17 protein-coding genes are annotated in these 20,515 nt (G+C 36.3%); 16 read left to right on the top strand and 1 reads right to left on the bottom strand.

Translation table 11 applies throughout. From position 1 onward, the window contains the following. The first annotated feature begins 87 nt into the window (after positions 1-87). From cdaA to NST02_RS00885, 13 genes are all read left to right on the top strand, one after another. On the top strand, positions 88-915 hold the full coding sequence (gene cdaA, locus NST02_RS00945) for a diadenylate cyclase CdaA (protein WP_137744582.1): 828 nt from the start codon (positions 88-90) through the stop codon (positions 913-915). Continuing rightward, positions 908-2,143 (top strand): CdaR family protein, encoded by a 1,236-nt coding sequence (locus NST02_RS00940; RefSeq protein WP_095314598.1) that lies wholly within the window; start codon positions 908-910, stop codon positions 2,141-2,143. The genes cdaA and NST02_RS00940 overlap by 8 nt, the downstream gene beginning before the upstream one ends. A gap of 29 nt (positions 2,144-2,172) precedes the next feature. After that, positions 2,173-3,522 carry a phosphoglucosamine mutase gene (gene glmM, locus NST02_RS00935; protein WP_095314597.1) on the top strand — a complete coding sequence of 450 codons (1,350 nt, stop codon included), beginning with the start codon at positions 2,173-2,175 and terminating at the stop codon, positions 3,520-3,522. Between the two features lie 712 nt (positions 3,523-4,234). After that, entirely contained in the window at positions 4,235-6,037 is a 1,803-nt protein-coding gene (glmS, locus tag NST02_RS00930) for a glutamine--fructose-6-phosphate transaminase (isomerizing) (RefSeq protein ID WP_340947715.1), read from the top strand. Between the two features lie 71 nt (positions 6,038-6,108). Continuing rightward, a complete protein-coding gene (locus NST02_RS00925) occupies positions 6,109-6,387 on the top strand; it encodes a hypothetical protein (RefSeq protein ID WP_137744585.1) in 279 nt (92 codons plus the stop codon). A 562-nt stretch (positions 6,388-6,949) separates the two neighbouring features. Further along, complete coding sequence (locus NST02_RS00920; RefSeq protein WP_095314595.1) at positions 6,950-7,792, top strand: SDR family NAD(P)-dependent oxidoreductase; 843 nt, start codon at positions 6,950-6,952, stop codon at positions 7,790-7,792. Between the two features lie 43 nt (positions 7,793-7,835). After that, positions 7,836-8,231, top strand: a complete 396-nt coding sequence (locus tag NST02_RS00915) for a MerR family transcriptional regulator (protein ID WP_073203836.1) — start codon at positions 7,836-7,838, stop codon at positions 8,229-8,231. 978 nt (positions 8,232-9,209) lie between these two features. Further along, positions 9,210-9,629 (top strand): hypothetical protein, encoded by a 420-nt coding sequence (locus tag NST02_RS00910; protein WP_095314593.1) that lies wholly within the window; start codon positions 9,210-9,212, stop codon positions 9,627-9,629. A 438-nt stretch (positions 9,630-10,067) separates the two neighbouring features. Next, the gene (locus NST02_RS00905) at positions 10,068-11,084 is read left to right on the top strand and encodes a LacI family DNA-binding transcriptional regulator (protein WP_137744687.1); all 1,017 of its coding nucleotides are present in this window, start codon (positions 10,068-10,070) and stop codon (positions 11,082-11,084) included. 215 nt (positions 11,085-11,299) lie between these two features. After that, positions 11,300-11,959: a ribulose-phosphate 3-epimerase gene (gene rpe / locus NST02_RS00900; RefSeq protein ID WP_095314591.1), complete on the top strand. Its 660-nt coding sequence runs from the start codon at positions 11,300-11,302 to the stop codon at positions 11,957-11,959. A 3-nt stretch (positions 11,960-11,962) separates the two neighbouring features. Beyond that, on the top strand, positions 11,963-12,412 hold the full coding sequence (gene rpiB / locus NST02_RS00895; RefSeq protein WP_095314590.1) for a ribose 5-phosphate isomerase B: 450 nt from the start codon (positions 11,963-11,965) through the stop codon (positions 12,410-12,412). Between the two features lie 92 nt (positions 12,413-12,504). After that, complete coding sequence (locus NST02_RS00890) at positions 12,505-14,391, top strand: beta-glucoside-specific PTS transporter subunit IIABC (protein ID WP_340947709.1); 1,887 nt, start codon at positions 12,505-12,507, stop codon at positions 14,389-14,391. A 561-nt stretch (positions 14,392-14,952) separates the two neighbouring features. Continuing rightward, on the top strand, positions 14,953-15,885 hold the full coding sequence (locus NST02_RS00885) for an iron-hydroxamate ABC transporter substrate-binding protein (RefSeq protein ID WP_137744686.1): 933 nt from the start codon (positions 14,953-14,955) through the stop codon (positions 15,883-15,885). Between the two features lie 782 nt (positions 15,886-16,667). Here the strand turns inward: NST02_RS00885 and NST02_RS00880 are convergent. Beyond that, the gene (locus NST02_RS00880) at positions 16,668-17,057 is read right to left on the bottom strand and encodes a bacterial transcriptional activator domain-containing protein (RefSeq protein ID WP_235879562.1); all 390 of its coding nucleotides are present in this window, start codon (positions 17,055-17,057) and stop codon (positions 16,668-16,670) included. Positions 17,058-17,071: 14 nt separating this feature from the next. Here NST02_RS00880 and NST02_RS00875 point away from each other — a divergent pair, with 14 nt between their 5' ends. The 3 genes from NST02_RS00875 to NST02_RS00865 all read left to right on the top strand — a co-directional run bounded on the left by NST02_RS00875 (position 17,072) and on the right by NST02_RS00865 (position 20,190). Continuing rightward, entirely contained in the window at positions 17,072-18,493 is a 1,422-nt protein-coding gene (locus tag NST02_RS00875) for a carboxypeptidase-like regulatory domain-containing protein (protein ID WP_137744684.1), read from the top strand. Between the two features lie 26 nt (positions 18,494-18,519). Continuing rightward, positions 18,520-19,272 carry a class B sortase gene (gene srtB / locus NST02_RS00870; protein ID WP_137744683.1) on the top strand — a complete coding sequence of 251 codons (753 nt, stop codon included), beginning with the start codon at positions 18,520-18,522 and terminating at the stop codon, positions 19,270-19,272. Positions 19,273-19,671: 399 nt separating this feature from the next. Beyond that, a complete protein-coding gene (locus tag NST02_RS00865) occupies positions 19,672-20,190 on the top strand; it encodes a GrpB family protein (RefSeq protein ID WP_137744682.1) in 519 nt (172 codons plus the stop codon). Positions 20,191-20,515: the final 325 nt, after the last annotated feature.

Raw genomic sequence — 20,515 nt, 5'->3', positions numbered from 1 at the left:
GTTTCTTTGAAATATGGTATACTATAGGGTAAAATGAATCGAAATCAAAGCATGCTTGCTTTTAAATATATAATTGGAGGAAGTCCCATGTCGATTGGAAATTTCAATCTCTTTGATCTACTGATTAATGCCATTGACATTCTCCTAGTAACTTTCGTGATATACAAGCTCATCATGGTGATAAAAGGAACGAAAGCTGTTCAATTGTTAAAAGGAATCTTTGTTGTTTTGATTGTAACTTTGATCAGTGACAAGTTTCATTTACAAACGCTTAATTGGATGATGGAGCAAGTACTCATATGGGGAGTCGTCGCATTTGTGATTATATTCCAGCCAGAGTTAAGAAGAGCCTTGGAACAATTGGGAAGAGGCGGCTTTTTCTCGCGCTCTGGGCATCAGGAAGAGGATGAACAAGAAAAAATGGTAGAAGCCATTGTGAAGGCAACAGATTATATGGCAAAACGACGGATTGGAGCCCTTATTTCCGTTGAGCGAGAGACGGGGTTAGCAGACTATATAGAAACTGGAATTCCACTTAATGCGAATATATCATCAGAGCTATTAATCAATATTTTTATCCCAAATACACCGTTGCATGATGGCGCAGTAATTTTACAAAAAAATTCTGTTGCCGCAGCAGCATGTTATTTGCCCTTGTCGGAGAGCCCTTTTATTTCAAAGGAACTAGGGACAAGGCATCGGGCAGCATTAGGTATTAGTGAGGTTACAGATAGCTTAACAGTCATTGTTTCAGAAGAAACGGGCTCGATTTCATTAACGAAGAATGGCGAGCTGCATCGTGATCTGAAGCTCGATAAATTCAGAGAGTTAATAGGAGCGGAACTACTGTCCGGGGTAAAAGCTAAACAGACTTCTTCAGGTCGCTGGAACTGGAGGGGGAAAGCGAATGGATAAATATATTAATAAATTGATCGAAAATAAATGGTTTATTCGCGTGATAGCGCTAGTGTTGGCATTATTACTTTTTGAAAATGTGAATGAGGAAAATAAATCGGTTGTCAATGTTCCTCAGGATCAAGAATCTGAGGTCATTGAAGCAGTGCCGGTAACAAGCTATTATGATGCGGACAATCTTGTTGTAACAGGTGTGCCGGAAACTGTGAAGCTGACGTTATCGGGTCCTCGCTCAAATCTTCAGCAAGCTCTAGCGCAAAGAGGATTTGAAGTATACGTTGATTTAACAGAAGCAGAAATTGGTACCCAAGAAGTACAAATTCAGATTCGGGACATATCAGAAAGATTAAAGGTTAGCATTGATCCTGCGACCATTACGGTATCCGTACAAGAAAAAGTATCGAAGGAATTTAGTGTCGAAGCAGAGTTCGATAGCAATATTTTAGCAGAAGGTTATGTTTCAGATGTTGCCGTTGTAGAGCCGAATAAAGTAACGGTGACAGGGGCGAAGGATGTCGTTGAGAGCATTACGTATGTGAAGGCGACATTAGATATAAAAGGGCCAATTAATGAAACGATCAAAAGAGAAGCAAATATATTAGTCCTTGATCAAGCTTTAAATAAATTGGATGTTCTTGTTGAACCTAGCACGGTTCAAGTGACAATTCCGGTAAAAGCATCAACGAAGACAGTCCCGATCAACATTGTGCAATCGGGAAGATTGCCAGCGGGTGTCACGATTGAATCGATCAGATTGGAAAAAGATGAAGCGAAAATCATCGCCCCTGAGGATGTATTAGACAAAACCGATTCAGTCCGGGTAGAACTAGATGTAAGTGAAATTGAAAAGGATACTGAGCTGACCCTACCTGTCATTATCTCTGAAGGGGTTATTGCCGTTGACCCACAAGTCGTAAAAGTATCGATTCGGGCCAATAAAACAGAAGATCGAACGTTTTCTAATATTCCTATTGGTATAGAAGGACTATCAAATTCATATGAAGCTGTGTTTCGTGAACCAGCGAATGGCTCGACAAGCCTGACGCTATCAGGCAGCAGTGGAGACATCGCCTCCTTATCAGCATCAAGCTTTCGCCTTTTTATTGATGCATCAAATTTGGAACCAGGGGAGCATGAAGTCAAGATTCAGGTCGATGGACCGAACAATGTGGAATGGAAATTAGCGAGAGAGACTGTGAAAATATTAATAACTCAAGAAGATGAGTAGTGATTGAATAGGAAAAGGAGCGAGAATAGATGGGTAAATATTTCGGTACGGATGGAGTTCGCGGAGTTGCCAATAGCGAATTAACGCCAGAGCTTGCCTTTAAATTAGGCCGCCTTGGAGGATATGTTCTAACGAAGGATCAGCCTAGACCAAAAGTTTTAATTGGTCGCGATACACGCATTTCAGGTCATATGCTAGAGGGAGCGTTAGTTGCTGGGTTACTATCGATTGGTGCGGAGGTCATGCGCTTAGGTGTTATTTCCACCCCAGGGGTCGCCTATTTAACAAAAGTACTCGGGGCGCAAGCTGGAGTCATGATTTCAGCGTCGCATAATCCAGTTGCTGACAATGGGATCAAATTTTTTGGTTCAGATGGTTTTAAGCTTTCGGATGAACAAGAGCAGGAAATTGAGCAATTATTGGACATGGCAGAGGATGAGTTACCAAGGCCAGTCGGTGAAAATCTTGGACAAGTTAATGATTATTTTGAAGGTGGTCAAAAGTACCTGCAATTCTTAAAGCAAACGGTGGACGAGGACTTTTCCGGCATACATATTGCTTTGGATTGTGCTCATGGTGCGACATCTTCATTGGCAGCACACTTATTCGCTGATCTTGAAGCGGATTTATCGACAATGGGGGCTTCTCCTAATGGTCTTAATATTAATGATGGGGTTGGTTCTACTCATCCAGAAGCATTGGCGGCCTTCTTAAAAGAAAAAGAAGCAGATGTCGGTCTTGCTTTTGATGGAGATGGCGATCGCCTCATTGCCATTGATGAGAATGGAGACATCGTTGACGGTGATCAAATCATGTTCATATGTGCGAAATATATGCATGCCAATGGACGCTTAAAGCATAACACTGTTGTTTCTACTGTGATGAGCAATCTTGGCTTTTATAAAGGCCTTGAAGCAAATGAAATCAAGAGCGTACAAACAGCAGTTGGCGACCGTTATGTGGTTGAAGAAATGAAGAAAAACGGTTTTAATTTGGGGGGCGAGCAGTCCGGCCATATTATTTTCTTAGAATACAATACGACAGGTGATGGTCTGTTGACAGGGCTGCAGCTCGTCAATATTATGAAAATGACAAAAAAGAAGTTATCAGAGCTTGCCGCTGAAATGGAAAAATTCCCGCAAAAGCTTGTCAATATTCGTGTTACAGATAAACATCATGTCACCGATAACGAAAAAGTAAAAGCGATTATTGCAGAAGTAGAAGCTGAGATGAATGGCAATGGTCGTATTTTAGTTCGTCCGTCCGGAACGGAGCCATTGGTTCGTGTTATGGCAGAGGCGCCGACAGAAGAGCAGTGTCAATCATACGTAGAACGTATTGCTGAGGTTGTTAAAGAGGAAATGGGACTTCAAGAATAAAGAGAGAGATCCTATTAAGGATAAAAACATACTGCAGAAATTTTTATTTTGAACTCTAATATTTAGTGTTATACGTCTAGCGCAAGTAGCCTTTCGCCTATATAACTTTAGGTTCTCCTACGATAGATTAATTTCGATTCGCTATCGCTTATCGATTTTCGTTATCGAAAGACCAGACCCTTCCAGTTTGTGTGGCGATGTTCAAGGCACTTGCGCATTTGTTTTGCATAAGGGACTTTTGACAGCCCTTATGCATATTTTATGATTAGAGAGCTTTTTGCCATCCAGTTATTAGTTGACGTGAATAGAATTCTAGGTTATGATGAACCTGTTTTTGTAAGAAATTCTTTTTTCTTGTAACCTTTCACCATCTTGGTTCGTCTATTGTATTTGTAACAAGAATTTTTTTTGCAAAAGCTTTACTCAAAATAGAAAGGTGGGCAGAAGGCATTGATTTTTTAAAGCGCCTGAACTAATTACTGGAGCGAAGGAGTAGTTAGTTGACGAGGAGGAGGTTTATCGAATGTTCGGCGGATACCTCCCGGTTGTAGATGCCAACCGTCATTTCTTCTTTAAAACATCAAGGCGACTTGGTGGACAAAGAGAAGAAAAGCTGCATCACATCATAAGATTTTAAAATACAGAGATAAGGGGGCAAGTGCCCCTTATATGTAAAGGATTCTTGCCCCCTTGTTTGGGAGGAAGAATAAATATGTGCGGAATCGTTGGTTATATTGGAAATAATGATGCAAAAGAAATTTTAATTAAAGGCTTAGAAAAGTTAGAGTATAGAGGCTATGACTCAGCAGGAATCGCTGTAATGAATGCAGAAGGCGTACATGTTTTTAAGGAGAAAGGCAGAATAGCCGATTTGCGCAATATTGTTGATACGAAAGTGGCAGCGAGTATGGGGATCGGTCATACCCGTTGGGCGACACATGGTGTTCCAAGTGTGGTTAATGCTCATCCACATCAGAGTACAACAGAACGATTTACCCTTGTTCACAACGGTGTTATCGAAAACTACGAGCTTTTAAAAGAAGAATTTTTAATGGATACAGCTTTAAAAAGTGATACGGACACGGAAGTAGTTGTTCAGTTGATCGAAATCTTTATAAAAGAAGGGCTTACTGTGGAAGAAGCATTCCGCAAAACGCTAAAGCTTGTAAAAGGTTCTTATGCGTTGGCTCTTTTAGATTCAGACAATCCGAATACGATTTTTGTTGCCAAAAATAAAAGCCCGTTATTAGTTGGTCTTGGTGAAGGTTTTAATGTTGTGGCAAGTGATGCGATGGCGATGCTGCAAGTGACCAATCAATTTGTTGAATTAATGGATAAAGAAATGGTTATCGTGAAGCAGAACGAAGTCACGATCCAAACGCTAGACGGTGAGGTAATGAGCCGTGCTCCATTTACAGCAAAGCTTGATGCAAGTGACATTGAAAAGGGTACGTACCCTCACTACATGCTTAAAGAAATCGATGAGCAGCCACTAGTGATTCGCAAAATTGTTCAAGAGTATCGTGCTGAAGATGGCTCTCTACACATTGACGATGAAATTGTTGCTGCCATGAAAGAGTCAGATCGAGTATATATTGTCGCAGCAGGTACTTCTTATCATGCTGGATTGGTTGGAAAACAACTGATTGAAAAGATGGCGAAAATTCCAGTCGAAGTGCATATTGCAAGTGAGTTCGGCTACAATATGCCATTGCTATCTGAAAAGCCATTGTTCATTTTCATTTCGCAAAGTGGAGAAACAGCAGACAGCCGTGCCGTACTTGTTAATGTAAAAGCGCAAGGCTATAAAGCATTAACGATTACAAACGTACCAGGCTCTACTTTATCACGTGAAGCAGATTATACACTGCTTTTACATGCGGGTCCTGAAATTGCTGTTGCCTCTACGAAAGCTTATACAGCTCAAATTGCTGTTCTTTCCATTTTAGCGGCTGTAACTGCAAAAAGCCGTGGACATGAAATTGATTTTGATCTAGCAAAAGAGCTTGGGATCATTGCTAATGCGATGGAAGTTCTTTGTGATGAGAAGGATGACTTCGAGCAAATTGCCCGTGATTTCTTAGCTGATACACGCAACGCTTTCTTCATCGGCCGCGGTATAGACTATTATGTAGGTTTAGAAGGCTCTCTGAAACTGAAGGAAATCTCTTATATCCAAGCAGAAGGCTTTGCAGGTGGAGAATTAAAGCACGGAACGATTGCTTTAATCGAAGACAGTACACCAATCATTGCCTTAGCTACCCAAGAAATTGTCAACTTAAGCATCCGTGGGAACGTAAAAGAGGTCGTTGCCCGTGGAGCAAACCCATGCATCATTTCCATGAAAGGTTTGGAAATGAACGGAGACACATTCGTTCTCCCAGAAGTGCATGAACTATTAACACCTCTTATCTCTGTCGTACCATTACAACTAATCTCCTACTACGCAGCGCTGCACCGCGGCTGCGACGTAGATAAGCCGCGTAACCTTGCAAAGAGCGTTACGGTGGAGTAGGTAGATTGGGGTTTAAGGAAGTTTTTGTAGATTTGGAATAAAGTCGCGAAGCTTTTCCCCTTTAGATATGATTGTCTAAAGGGGTGTTTTTATGTCAAAAAGAAAAATTAGATGAAGTAAAAGACTTACTAAATTTAAAGAATAAACAAATGGAAAAACATTTAGATATATTGATTAAGTATAAGTTTCTTGATGAACCAGAAGAAAGTTATGAGTATCGAGGGTATATAAGTAATTTTAATCAGGTTGATGGATGGCCAATGTGGAAAGATATTAAAGAATATTGCAAGAAGAAATCAATAGTTTTATATTCTGTAGTTTATGATTTGAACTTTAAGTTATTAGATTAAGGTTAAAAACATTCAATCTTTTTTATAAGAACTAACTCCACTTTAAAACCCAATTCATTCATTTTGGTCAGTATTTGTTCAAAATAAATGGGTTTCTATTTATATAAAATCAATGTTTACAGCTCTCTTTTAATCAAACTTTATTTCAAACCTACAGAATAGACGAAAATTGCGATTTATTCTTGATTCAATTTTCTTATCTTATCTTTGTGTGATGTAAATTGTTAAAAATAATAGTAAGACTAAAAATCGATGATAGTATAGTGCTGAATAACAATCCTTTAATTACATTTTGATTAAACAGTTGTACCAACCTTTTAAGTTTAATCAGTATTAATATTCATTTGTAAGTCTATTTTAATTCGGATTGCGAACTAAGCAGTTTTATTCAACTAACGTTGCAACTTAGTTTAGTATCCATTTTAATGATTATTCATAACACTATAAAGGATACGAATATAAATCGTTTATGGAAATATATTAAATAAATTTTCCTTGACTTGGTGTTCACTCCAAGTAGTAATCTGTGTTTACTATCGGAAACACAGAAAGGAAGAATAAAATGAACGAACAAAATAAAGTGGTATTGATTACAGGAGCCAACTCTGGGATTGGATTGGAACTGACGAAAAAGATGCTATCTCAAGGATGGGAAGTAATTGTTGTAATTCGTTCTGACTTTCTAAATGATCAACCAATAATTATTGATGCTCTTAAAAAGAAGCTATTAAGAGTGTATAAAGCTGATTTAGCCGAATTCTCCAGCCTTAGAAACGTACTTAGCCAGATTAAGAAAAGCGAGACCAAAATTGACTTGATTTTTAACAATGCAGGAGTCAGTTTTGCTGAATACAAATATTCCAGACAAGGGCGTGAAATTCATTTTGAAGTTAATACATTAGTGCCTTATATCGTTACAATGGAACTTAAAGAACTGTTACTACAGGGGCAGGAGAAAACGATCATCAATACGTCTTCCAATTCTTTATTATTTTTGAAGCAATTTGACTTAAATACAGTAATCGATCCTAAGACAATTCCATTTAAAAAGATTATAGGTCCATATGCGAACAGTAAATTAGCCCTTTCCCTGTGGACGAATGGAATTGCTCCGAAGCTATTGACCGAGGGAATAAAAATTCGCAGTGTCTGCCCAGGACCAAACAGGACGAAGTTGACCAAAGGAAAAAGAATGCCCAGTTATATTCTTCCAATAAGGAACCTTATTTTTTCTCCTCCAAGCAAAGGGGCATCTCGCTTATATGAAGCTGCTTTCAATTTCAACAACGAAATTACCGGGATTTTTGTAAACAAGGGCAAAGAAACTGCAATCAAATTCTCTGGTTATGAGGCACAAGTACTTAATCAACTGATTGATATTTACCAAAACGAGTTTCTCGTTTAGATTTTAATTAATCTATCTGTAAACAAAATTAGTAGGTGATGATTTGAATGCTTATTCTATCAAGCAAGCTTCCAAGAAAACCGGATTAACTGAAGATGCGATCCGCTATTATGAAAAAATTGGATTGCTTCCTTATGCAAAAAGAAAACGAAATGGACATCGAATATACGATGAAGAAGACATAGAGCTAATGGAACTGATCATTTGTCTGAAAAAAACAGGAATGTCATTAAATGAGATGAAAAATATTTTACAATATCCTGTAAAATATAAACTTAGTTCTGTTCCCGAATTAAAAAGAACCCTTTTAGAATATAAAGAAAAAGTTATGAATCAAATACACGATCTTCAACGTATTGTGGAGTTTATTGATTCTAAGCTAGAAAACGATGAGACCCTTTTTCGGCCTCAAAAAAATAAAGGTAACAAAAACGGTTAGTGTATGACTGGTATTTTAACTGTAGTTAAGGTATGAAGCTACCCCTTATGGGCTATTACTTATTATTTTGTTTAAATCAATATGTTCTTATTGCACTAACGGGGGCGTTAGTTGGCCATGGAGCTAGAAATAATCAAACTTTCTTATAAAATAATCTAACATAGTTATTAAAAGGAAATACATTTTGTTCAATCTTTCTTCAAAAAATGTATTTTTTGTATCCGTTGTTAAATAAGGAGTCAATAGCATTTTTTAATCAAACTTTATTTCAAAGCTACAGTTTTTGTAGAAAGATAATAAAGTTGTTTAAAAAATAAAATCGTTGTTTAAAAATTAATAAAGTCGTTTAAGAAACACACCTTTGGGATAACATGATGACATCTCTTTGGTGTGCTTTTTTATTATTATTGAAAAATCAATTTTTAATATTGGTGCACGATTTATAATAATTACTAGAAGTGAGGACAGAAAATGTATTATTTGTTCATTTATCTCTGAAGTCAGTAAAGCTGCACATTATGAATGTAATCGATGTGGTAACACAGATGAGGATACATTGGTTATATATCCAATTAAAGCCGCCTCAAGTTTTTTAAATGCTGTATATGCCAACATACATGATTTGGATGAATTTGTATTATTAAATAGTATCTATGATTTTGAAGAATTTGAAACTACCTCTCTCTTTTTATGTGCAACATATGAGGTCTTACTTGAGACACTAATTTTCGACGCTTTGACCTTTATTAAAACCCCTAGGCATGTTTCTGATCTACTTCCAAAGATTCAAAAGATATAAATAAAGTTAGTACTGACACTGAACACCGAACAACCAGTGATAAGAAAGTAAAATTTAAAAAAGAGTTGATGAAAAGGTTTAATTTAAAGGAAGAGTGATAAGTAAAATAGAAGATGTCCTTTATTTTCTTACGGGCATCTTCTTTTAACTATAAAAAGACGTATATTGGAGGAAAAATTATGAGAAAGCTATTATGTATTGGGTTGTTATTAGTTTTATTATTAACAGCATGCCAATCTGTGAATTCGGAAGAGCTTATAACGGTGAATCAAATAAAGCAAGCTTTTGAAATTGAAAACATAGCCCTTAAAGAAACATCTGAAACCCTGACTGGAATTTTTGGTTCGAGACTAGAAAACGAAAAACCCTTAACATTTATGTTGAATGAGAAATTACTATTAATATATGAGTTTAATTCAATAGAAAAAAGAAAAAAAGCTTTGGAGGAATTTCAAAAAGAAACAGAGTCAGCAAATACAGTCTCATTTAAAGTATATAATGTAAAAAATTTGCTATTAATATATATATATGAAGATGAGTTAAGTCAAGAATTAGAACAAGAGATAGAAGGCGTAATTAAAAAAATGAATATGGATTAAATTTTGTGTTTTTTATTATCTCCCCTCCTCAAAATGATAAAAAGAAAGGAATTAATTTTAGGAATCTCCTTGATAGTTGATTTTGAAAAGTTTCATTTTTACTGTTAAAGAACTGTAAACACTTATCTTTCGCTGGTTTTACAAGCCAGCTTCTTTGTGCTCTCCTGTCAATCAAATGGCGTATTGGTCTCAAAGAAAATACTCGCCGTTTCATTGACGAAATAAATACTGGATGATTTTGGTTAATCAATACGAAATAATATATAAGAATGTCATTGTTGGTGACATTATAATTATGGCTCCTTATATAGATGATGATTTTAAACACAAAAACTAGTATACGATGAATCGAATAAATTAACGTTTGCAAAACAAAGAAGAAACTGTTAAAATAAAATCGTATTAGGGTAAACGTTTACGCAGAGGAAGAAATGAGTTATGAAATCAAATCAAATCTCAATAAAAGAAATTGCAAAGCTGTGTGATGTATCTGTTGCTACTGTCTCCAGAGTTATCAATAATAACGGACGATTTTCAGAAGAAACAAGGAAAAAGGTTCTTGATGTAATTGAAAAATACCAGTACAGCACGAATACGGTTGCAAAAACATTAAGAATGAATAAGTCTAAGACTATTGGGATTATTGTTCCTGATATTAGTAATGAATTTTTTTCTACAATTGTGCATGAAATTGAAAGTTATTTCTTTGACAGAGGATTCTCTACTTTTATTTGTAACACAGATAAAAGCAAAGAAAAAGAAATGGCTTATATCACATCTTTAGATTCTAAAATGGTAGATGGTCTTATTTGTATTTCAGGTCAAGAGGAGATAGAAGCATCACTATTAAGCAGAGATATTCCTATTGTTACTATTGATAGACGTCCTAGAATGACAAATAACTTAGCTATGATTGAATCGGATCATTTCAATGGTGGCTACTTAGCAACCAAACATTTGATTGATAGAGGATGTAAAAGTATTATTGTATTAACAAAAAAAAGTAATCTATCATCTGTTAATGATCGTGTAGAGGGATTTAAAAAGGCATTAGCAGAGCATTCGTATCCTTTTACCTCTCATTCAATTGTAGAAACTGCTGATGATCGAAAACACAATATTGAAAAGGCAAGGAACGCAATTCATGAAGAATTGAAGAATGGAAGAACGTTCGACGGTGTTTTTGCAACAAATGATTGGCTGGCACTTGGTGTTGTAAGGGAGCTATTAGATTCTAATTTGAAGGTTCCTGAAGATGTAAAAGTAGTGGGATTTGATGATGATACTATTGCCAATTATTCAGAGATTCCACTCACTACAATTAGACAAGATGTGCACAAAATAGCGGAGGTAACATCTGAGCTATTTTACAATTTACTGACAGAAGAAAACGCAGTAATTAATAAGAAACATATTAAGATTCCAGTTGAATTAATCGTACGTAAAACGACATAAAGGGAACAAAATGGTTTTCCTTTTTATAATGAGTAAACGATTACCCTAAACAACTAATAATAATCACTATTATTACTATTTTTTTGCATAATGAGTAAACGATTACCCAAAACTGACAAATAAAAATGAAAGAGTAATTTTTTTATTGATAATTATTTGATTATAATGAATAATTATCTTCCAAGGGTAAACGATTACTCTTAAGGGGTGTGAATATGAATAAGATAATATGTCCATCGATGATGTGTGCTGATTTTAGATCCTTAGAAAAAGAAGTTTTAGCTCTCGATGAAGCAAATGTTGATATATATCATATTGACATTATGGATGGCCATTTCGTTCCAAATTTTGGGATGGGATTGCAAGATTTTGAGTATATCCGAGAAAAAACGAATAAATTAGTTGATGTGCATTTAATGATTCAAAATCCTTCGGAATATATCGATTTGTTTTCAGAAAAAGGTGCTGACATTATTTATTTTCACCCAGAAACAGATATGCATCCCACTAGAACAATCGATCGAATTCGTGCCAACGGGGTAAAGCCAGGTATTGCTATTAATCCTGGTACATCTGTTGCAACTGTTGAACCTTTATTAGGTTTAGTTGATTATGTATTAATCATGACTGTAAATCCAGGATTTGCAGGACAAAAATATTTAGATTTTGTTAATGAAAAAATTGTGGAATTAGCTAAATTACGTAAGGAAAGAAATTTTACAATTATGGTTGATGGAGCAATTTCTCGTGAAAAAATTAAAGAATTAAGCATTTTAGGAGTAGAGGGATTTATTTTAGGAACCTCTGCATTGTTTGGAAAAGAACAAGATTATAAGACTATTGTCAACGAAATTAGACAATTACCGGAGGTTTAAAAAATGAAAATTGCCGTTGGAAATGATCATGTTGGAATTGAATTAAAACCAGTTATTATAGAGTTTTTGGAAAGTTTAGGTCATGAAGTAGTGGATTATGGAGCTCAAACAAATGAACGAACAGATTACCCTATTTATGGGAAAAAAGTTGGTGAGGAAGTAGCAGCGGGAAATGTAGATTGTGGGATTTTGATCTGTGGTACTGGAGTAGGTATTTCAATTGCTGCTAATAAAGTGAAAGGGGTTAGAGCAGTTGTATGCAGTGAACCATATACAGCGCAATTGTCGAAAGAACATAACAATACGAATATATTGGCTTTTGGTTCAAGAGTTATTGGTAGTGAGTTAGCGAAAATGATTGTAAAGGCTTGGTTAGATGCTGAGTTTAAAGGTGGAAGGCATGCGAATCGAGTTAAGATGATAGCTGATACTGAACGAGCATACCTATGTTAATCTCTTGTAAAAATGAATAATAGTGTTTCTATTATTCATTTTTACAAGAAAAGAAAGCGTTTAAATTTAACAAAAGATGGGGGAAAAAAGCAATGGCCTACGAAAATCTAGTTCAAATGATCGTTGAAAATGTTGGCGGTGAGAGCAATATATCCTCTGTAACTCATTGTGCGACTAGACTTCGATTCAAATTAAAAGATGATTCTAAAGTAAATAAAAGTGTAATAGAACAATCTCCAGATGTTTTATCAGTTGTGAATAAAGGCGGTCAATTCCAAATTATTATAGGTACACATGTCTCTAAAGTATACGAGCAGTTATTAAAAATGACAAATATTCAATTAAATACATCAAATCCAGAAAAGCCGGAAGAAAATGAAAGGTCCTCGGGAAATCTCATTGGTCGGTTTTTCAACGTAATATCTGGGATATTTACACCATTATTACCTGCATTAGCTGGTGCAGGGGTATTACGTGGAATATTAATGATTTGCAATCAATTAGGGTGGATAAGTGAAGATTCTGGAACGTATGGGATTTTATCTGCTGCATCACTTAGTGTATTTTACTTCTTACCAATATTATTAGCTTTTACATCGGCTAAAAGATTTGGCGTAAATCCATATATTGCGGCTGTTATTGGTGGGGCTATTATGCATCCGGATTTTACAGCGTTGATGGGTGAACAAGGTAATGGTGCAATGTCGTCTTTCTTAGGCATGCCCGTTATATTGATGAATTACTCATCAACGGTTATTCCTATTCTGTTAGCTATTTGGATTTATTCCTATTTAGAAAGATATTTAGAAAGAGTAATACCAAAAAGTATTCAAATTTTATTTGTTCCATTAATTTCTTTTGCAATCATTGTTCCGTTAACAGTTATTGTATTTGGTCCGTTCGGAGTGTATGTGGGTGAGTGGATTGCTGGTGGTATTAACTATTTTAGTGAAGCAAATGGTTGGTTAACAGGTCTCATTGTGGGTGGTATTTGGAATGTATTTGTTGTATTCGGATTACAATGGGCTGTGAATCCGATTATGATCAGTAATATCAGTACAGTTGGTTATGATCGCATTGTTCCATGGACAGCTGCAGCTAACTTCGGTACTGCAGGTGCAACATTTGGTGTTCTATTAAAAACAAAGAATAAAAAAATGAGATCATTTTCAACTTCTGCACTATTATCCATCTTCTTTGCAGGTATAACTGAGCCGGCCATTTATGGTGTTATGATTAAATTAAAACGTCCGTTTATAGCTGCTATTATTGGTGGTGCAGCAGGTGGGGCTTATATGGGAGGTAATGGAGTTATCTCAAATGCTTTTGTATTTGGTGGATTAACAACCATACCTGCATTTGCTGGCAATACTTTAATTCATTATTTAATTGGTTTATTAATTTGTTTTGTCGTGTCAGCAGTAGTTGCGTTTGTGTTAGGATTTAAAGATGACCAAGAAGTAAAAGAAGGTACAATCAAGAAAGATAAACCAAGTAATAACACAGTAGCATCAAAACCAGTCCTTTCAGAAAAAGGAATTAACAGTCCTATCAATGGAAAAGTAATCGATTTAAAAGATGTTGAAGATGGAGTATTCTCAGAAGGTCTATTAGGAAAAGGAATTGCCATTATTCCATCGGAGGGAAAAGTATATGCACCAGCAGACGGAGTGATGACTACAGTTTTCCCAACTAAACATGCCTATGGAATTACAACGACAGACGGTGCAGAAATATTGATTCATATTGGTATAAATACAGTTGAACTGAATGGTGAGTTATTTACATCACATGTACATCCAGAACAGCATGTAAAAGCAGGGGATTTAATTGCCGAATTTAATTTAGAACAAATTAAAGCAAAAGGATATCCTATTTATACACCTGTCATTATTACAAATTCAACCTCATTTGAAAACATTGAGCCGCTTAGGTTTGGTGATGTAACGCATGGAAGCAGAGTGTTACAGTTAAATTAGTTATTAGTTTAGGAGAAAGAAGAAAAAAATCTGGCAATCTGTACACAGTGCAGTTAGTTTAACCTTATCTATTCCAAAGGAAAGAGAGAGGGAAGAGCATAAGTGAGAAAAGGGTAGGCAGACAATTATTTAGTTCAAACTAAAAATCAATACAAATCCAAGCTGGATCCTATACGGGTCCAGTTTTTCTCTTTTGCTCTATCGTTTTCCCAATCCATAATTCCGAAAGTCATACTAATGTGCGTTTTAACAATTGGCGTATTCCCCAAAGCATTCCTAATCCCTAAGCTCATGTATTCCCTTTAGGGCTAATACCATAGTAAAACTCATTGCAGTATTTAATACAAACCCTGAAAGATTTTTAATAGAACAATTTAGAGAAGGTTGTAAAAAAATATTGTCAAAAAGGACAATATGCTTTATCATTCTTATTGATAATGATAATCAATTACAATTACCAAACAGGTGCGATGCGCAACTTTGAAGTATCTGTTTTCGTGAATGAATGTCTGAAATGAAGTGGGTAAAGAGCCAACTGAAAAATACAAGGAGATAAAGTCAATGGACAAAAAAATTCTTTTTATAAGCATAATGGCACTTTTGATTATTGGGTTATTAAGTGCTTGTGGCAATGATACAGAAAAAACAGATGAGGCTGCTTCTGAATCTGAAGCTAAAACAAGAGTATATCAAGCTGAAAATGGAGATGTGGAAATTCCTGTTGAGCCTAAAAAAGTTGCCGTTTTAGCACATATTTATGTTGGGAATGTATTAAAGCTTGGTGTTACCCCTGTGGCGGTGAATGAGTGGGTAAAGGGAAATAAATTTTTCGGTGATCAACTGGAAGAGGTTGAGGTAGTGCCTGATGGGGCGATTGAGAAATTAATCGAGTTGGAACCAGATTTAATTATTACGTTTACAAATGACCAAAATATAAAGAAATATTCTGAGATTGCCCCTGTAGTTGCATTAACAAATACGAACTATGATTATCTTGAGCAGCATCTTGAAATTGGGAAAATTTTAGGAAAAGAAAAAGAAGCACAAGAGTGGGTTGATGAATGGAATACAAAGGCAGCAGAAGCAAAGGAAAAGGTCAAAGCTGCGATTGGCGAAGATGCAACCGTTTTGGTTATTGAGCAGGTTGAAAAGGTAACTTACATTTATGGACAGAACTGGGGCCGTGGCACAGAGGTAATGTACCAAGCTTTAGGAATCAAAGCGCCTGAAAAAGTAAAAACTGACGTGTTCGGACCTGGATATAAAGCGATTTCACCAGAGGTTATTTCTGATTATGCAGCAGATTATATATTTGTTGGCGTAGGCGAGGATGCTGCAGACCCGTCCTTTACTCAAACAAGTGTGTGGAAGGAACTACCTGCTGTTAAGAACGGGAATGTCTTCAAATTTGATTCAGAATCTTTTTGGTTTAACGACGCAATTACACTGGAACATCAACTAGAGTTTGTAGTGGATTCTTTAACGAAAAAATAATCATCAATAAAACGGCAGCCAAACGGCTGCCGTTCTTGCATGTTAACGATTCTTGAAGATTGCTCTTTTGTTATCGTACCTTTATAGCCATCAATAAAGTGTCAAAAACGAGTTCAAATCCTTGAAAAGTATCAATATAATGGACTAAAAATCAGCTTTCTCCTTCGTTTTTTACATGTAAAGACTTGACGACATCGGAGAACAAGTTAGTTTAAAAAACAAGTTTTTTCCTTTTCTTAAAGCACCACAAAATGAAGGAAATAATAAGTGATACAATCGCATAAAAAACTGCCCACCCAAAAATACTTAGCCAGCCCACATTATAAATGAATGGAATTACTACTGTTGGGATGTTAAGCATAAAAAATATGATTACAGGTGCCATCAAATACCTTTTAAATTTAATTGTGCAAAGTAAGGAAATAAAGATGGTTAAAATGGGTGCTAAGATTAAGTACATTGGAATTTCCCACATTAATATCACCCCCTCGTTTTTTGTTCAACGGTCCATCTACTTGAAGAAGTAGCATCTCTTCCAGAAGGTACCTCTTAATTATATAATTCAATTATTTATGCTTTGATACCTTCCTCCGCTAAATCGTTGTATAAGTTTAAAACTAAAAAAAAGAAATTTTTTTTAGAGGATCATTCCTGTTATTTTGAGGACAACACATCAATAAAAATCGATGATAATAAAAAAATAGGCCGCTATGAGTCCGGTTGAAACCGAAATCATACCAGCCAATGAAAAGTTTAATAAAACGCTTACTAATTAAGTTACTTCATATGTAGGTTCCCTCTTTATTATCCTGTTTCCATTGTTCATACCATTCTGTAATAAAAAGGCTAGGCTGTTCAAGTAGTTCTGATTGCATTAATTCTTTTAGGCGCACGTATTGCTGATGAACAGAAGCTCTCTTGCCTTTGGCTGCAAAAATTTTCATCAGCCATAAAGAGGCTTCTTCTTCCAGAGGGTAACGGGAACAAACATCCAGAGAGCGGGCAGTCGCTTTTTCCCATTCCTGTTGAGAATAGTGCCAGGCGATGATTTTGTAAGATAATTGAAGCCACTGTACTTGCAGTCTTTGTCGTTCATTTTCTGTCCAAATATAATCATACCCCTGTAAGTAATCATCATTCACTAAGTCAGCCGCTTCTTCGTAATCACGGATCGTTTCTTCATTTAATGGTAAATCCGATTGAATCAGTCGTTCAAATTGATCTACGTCCAGCTTTATGTCCTTCAGGGATTCCTTATGAGGAATCTAACGAAGTGACCGTAATTGCAACTCCGGCGGTACTGGTTGGTATTCTGCGAAACAACAACACCGGTGAGGTGATTCCAAACGCAGAAATTATAGTGAAAAATGTAAAAACCGAAGAAGAAGTGATTATAAAAACCGATGAAAATGGTGGATATCGCTATCCTGTAAACAGAGATGAAGAATATACCATTACTTACAATAAAATGGTAAACATCGGTGGTGTTGAAACACCAGTTCCATTCACGCAAAAGGCTGATACGGAGGACAGTATTATCGCAGAGGGTAAGGAGATTCCGGCAGACATTGCGGGAGTAGGAATTGTACTCTTTAAGCAACCTGATGGAAAATCTTCTATGATACAAAATCAGTTTGCTGAAACTCTGAAAATTTACCTAAAGGATGAGTCAGGAAATTATATTACGGATGCATCCGGAAATCCTAAGGCATTTCCTTTAAATACTACGTATGGTACTTTCTCTGCAGAGGGGTTAAGCGAACAAACCTATAACATGGAAGTTCGTTATGAATTTGAAGCAGGTAAGGAACTGGTCATCAGCAAAGCGGAACTGAATATTAAGGCGAATGGTGAACTGAATATTTCAGAAGTATTGGTTGATCCTTATGGTACGATTACCGATCAAGCTACTGGTGTGGTAATTGAAGGTGCAGAAGTAACACTGTATTATGCAGATACACAAAGAAACAGAGACAATGGCATCGTTCCGGATACAAAAGTAACCTTGCCTGAAATTCCTGGTTTTGCTCCTAATGACAACGCCAGTCCAACCCAGAAAAGTGATAAAACTGGTTTCTATGCCTACATGGTGTTCCCGCATACGGATTACTATTTAATTGTAACTAAAGCAGGGTATAAGAGATATACCAGTGATACCATCTCGGTTGAGGAGGATATCGTACGCTATGATATCCAATTGGTGAAAGAAAGCTCTAGTGGCGGAAGTGGCGGAACCGGAGGAAACGATGGTCCAGGAGGAAATGACGGAACCGGAGGAAACGATGGTCCAGGAGGAAATGACGGAACCGGAGGAAACGATGGTCCAGGAGGAAATGACGGAACCGGAGGAAACGACGGTCCAGGAGGAAATGACGGAACCGGAGGAAACGACGGTCCAGGAGGAAATGACGGAACCGAAGGAAACAACGGAACTGGAGTTAATAAAGGAATGGGAAGTAAAAAAGGAACTGACAACAATAAATTGGATGATGTTCCGAAAACAGGAGATGATCGCCCATCCCTAACCTTCTATATGATTTTGGCTCTTATTTCCTTGATAACACTTTGTCTCTGTCTACCAAATAGCAGGAAGAAAAAATCTATGTAGTATCAAAGGAAAGGTGGTAAGGAAACATGGGAAAAATAAAAAAAATTCTTATCGTCCTTTCTACTCTTCTGCTCGTTTTTTCTCTTGCAGGGATTGCAAGTAGTATTCAAAGTGATTATCAAGCTAAGAGACAACTCGAAGAATTGGCTAGGCTGAAGGAATCAGGCGCAGGCGGGGATGTGGTAACATCCCTGCCTTCTGCTATACTTCCGGAATTTCAGGAGCTTTATAGACGAAACTCTGATATCATTGGATGGCTGAAAATTGCTGGTACAAGAATTGACTATCCAGTCATGCAGAACCCACGAGATCCGGATTTCTATCTTGGTCATGACTTTGATAAAAAGAAAAATAAAAACGGACTCCTCTTTTTGGACGAACACAGTCATATAAAGGATTCAAGCATTTTGCTAATCCATGGACATCACATAAAAAGTGGTTTGATGTTTGCAGACTTAATGAAGTACAAAGATGAAAGTTTTTATAAGGAGCATACTACGTTTCAGTTCAGTACACTTTATGAAAAGTCAGAGTATGAGGTAGTTGCAGTTTTCCTTTCAGAGGTTTATCGTAAATCGGACAACGTATTTAAATACTATGAGATTGAACATGTTGAAACAGCTGCTGAGTTCGACTCATATGTTCAAAATATTAAAAAGCGTGCTCTTTATGATACGAGTGTGACTCCTGAGTATGGTGACAAGCTTGTTGTCCTGTCCACATGCGATTACTCAACCGAAAACGGTCGATTGGTGGTTGTGGCCCGAAAGCTTTCATGATCATGCTGAAATATGGATGATCCATATTAATAGCAAACATAATAAATAGGAAGAATAGGTGAGTGTGTTTTACTCCCCTCTTAACTAAAGGCCGAGCATTGGAAAAATGCTTGGCATTTTTTTGTATATGGACCAAGGTATCTCATTGGGAGTTCTTCTAAACGAGGATGATTATGTTTTAAGTTTGCTTAAATCTTTATCTAGTATGAAAATAAAGGAGCTCATGATTGCCCTCTGTATATTATTGGATGTTTATTATAAAATAATTTTGTCTTACAGTATCATGAAGAAATCAATCCATTATCCCTCATAAAAACGAGAATAATCATTCATATTGAGATTCAGTGGAATTTATTTATGATAAAACCGAAAAAATAAAATGATGAGGAGAGAGACAACTTGCGAAAGGTGGAAGTATGTCCATACAATGAGAAATGGGCTCAGATGTTTATAGAAGAGGCAGAAAGCCTAAATCATATTTTTAGGAAGGATATTATAGATATTCATCACATTGGCAGCACCGCGGTTCCAGGGTTAAAAGCAAAACCGATAATAGACATAATGATTGTTGTAAAAAATATTAACCATATCGATCGATATAATATGAAGATGAAAGAAATCGGATATGATCCTAAAGGTGAAAACGGAATAGTTGGACGGAGATACTTTCAAAAGGGTGGAGACAATCGCTCTCATCACGTTCATATCTATCAGAAGGGAAGCTATGAAATAAAACGTCACCTTGCTTTTCGCGATTATTTAAAATCACATCCGGATGAAATGGAATATTATGGTAATACAAAAGAAGAATTAGCACAGCAATTTCCATATGATATTGAATCGTACATAAATGGCAAGGATTATCTTGTCAAAGACATAGAACTAAAAGCACTGAAATGGTATGAAAAAAACCAATAAATCATTAAATAATTTATATTTATTGATAATGGTCTTTGAGTTTTGCTCTGAACTGAAAGTAGGCTACGACGAGATGTGTACTCGTTACAACAGTGGCAGTATGAACATGTACTGACAGAGGCAAATAGTGTGAGCTATTTGGAAAAATGGGTGGTATCACGTTAATACTTGTCCTAATCGACTATGCGATTAGGACGTTTTTTATTTTGTAGGAGGAAAAGGTCGTTTTAAACAAGCATTAAAAACCATTTTCACTTTTATTCGAGAGGTGAATCGCACGCTTTGATGCCTCGGTATTGGGGCAATGTTGTTGTATTCAGTTATG

The sequence above is a fragment of the Robertmurraya sp. FSL W8-0741 genome (genome assembly GCF_038004005.1).
Lineage (GTDB): Bacteria > Bacillota > Bacilli > Bacillales > Cytobacillaceae > Robertmurraya > Robertmurraya siralis.
The sequence above is the reverse complement of the archived record's forward strand: the minus strand, read 5'-3'. Positions and strand labels throughout refer to the sequence as shown.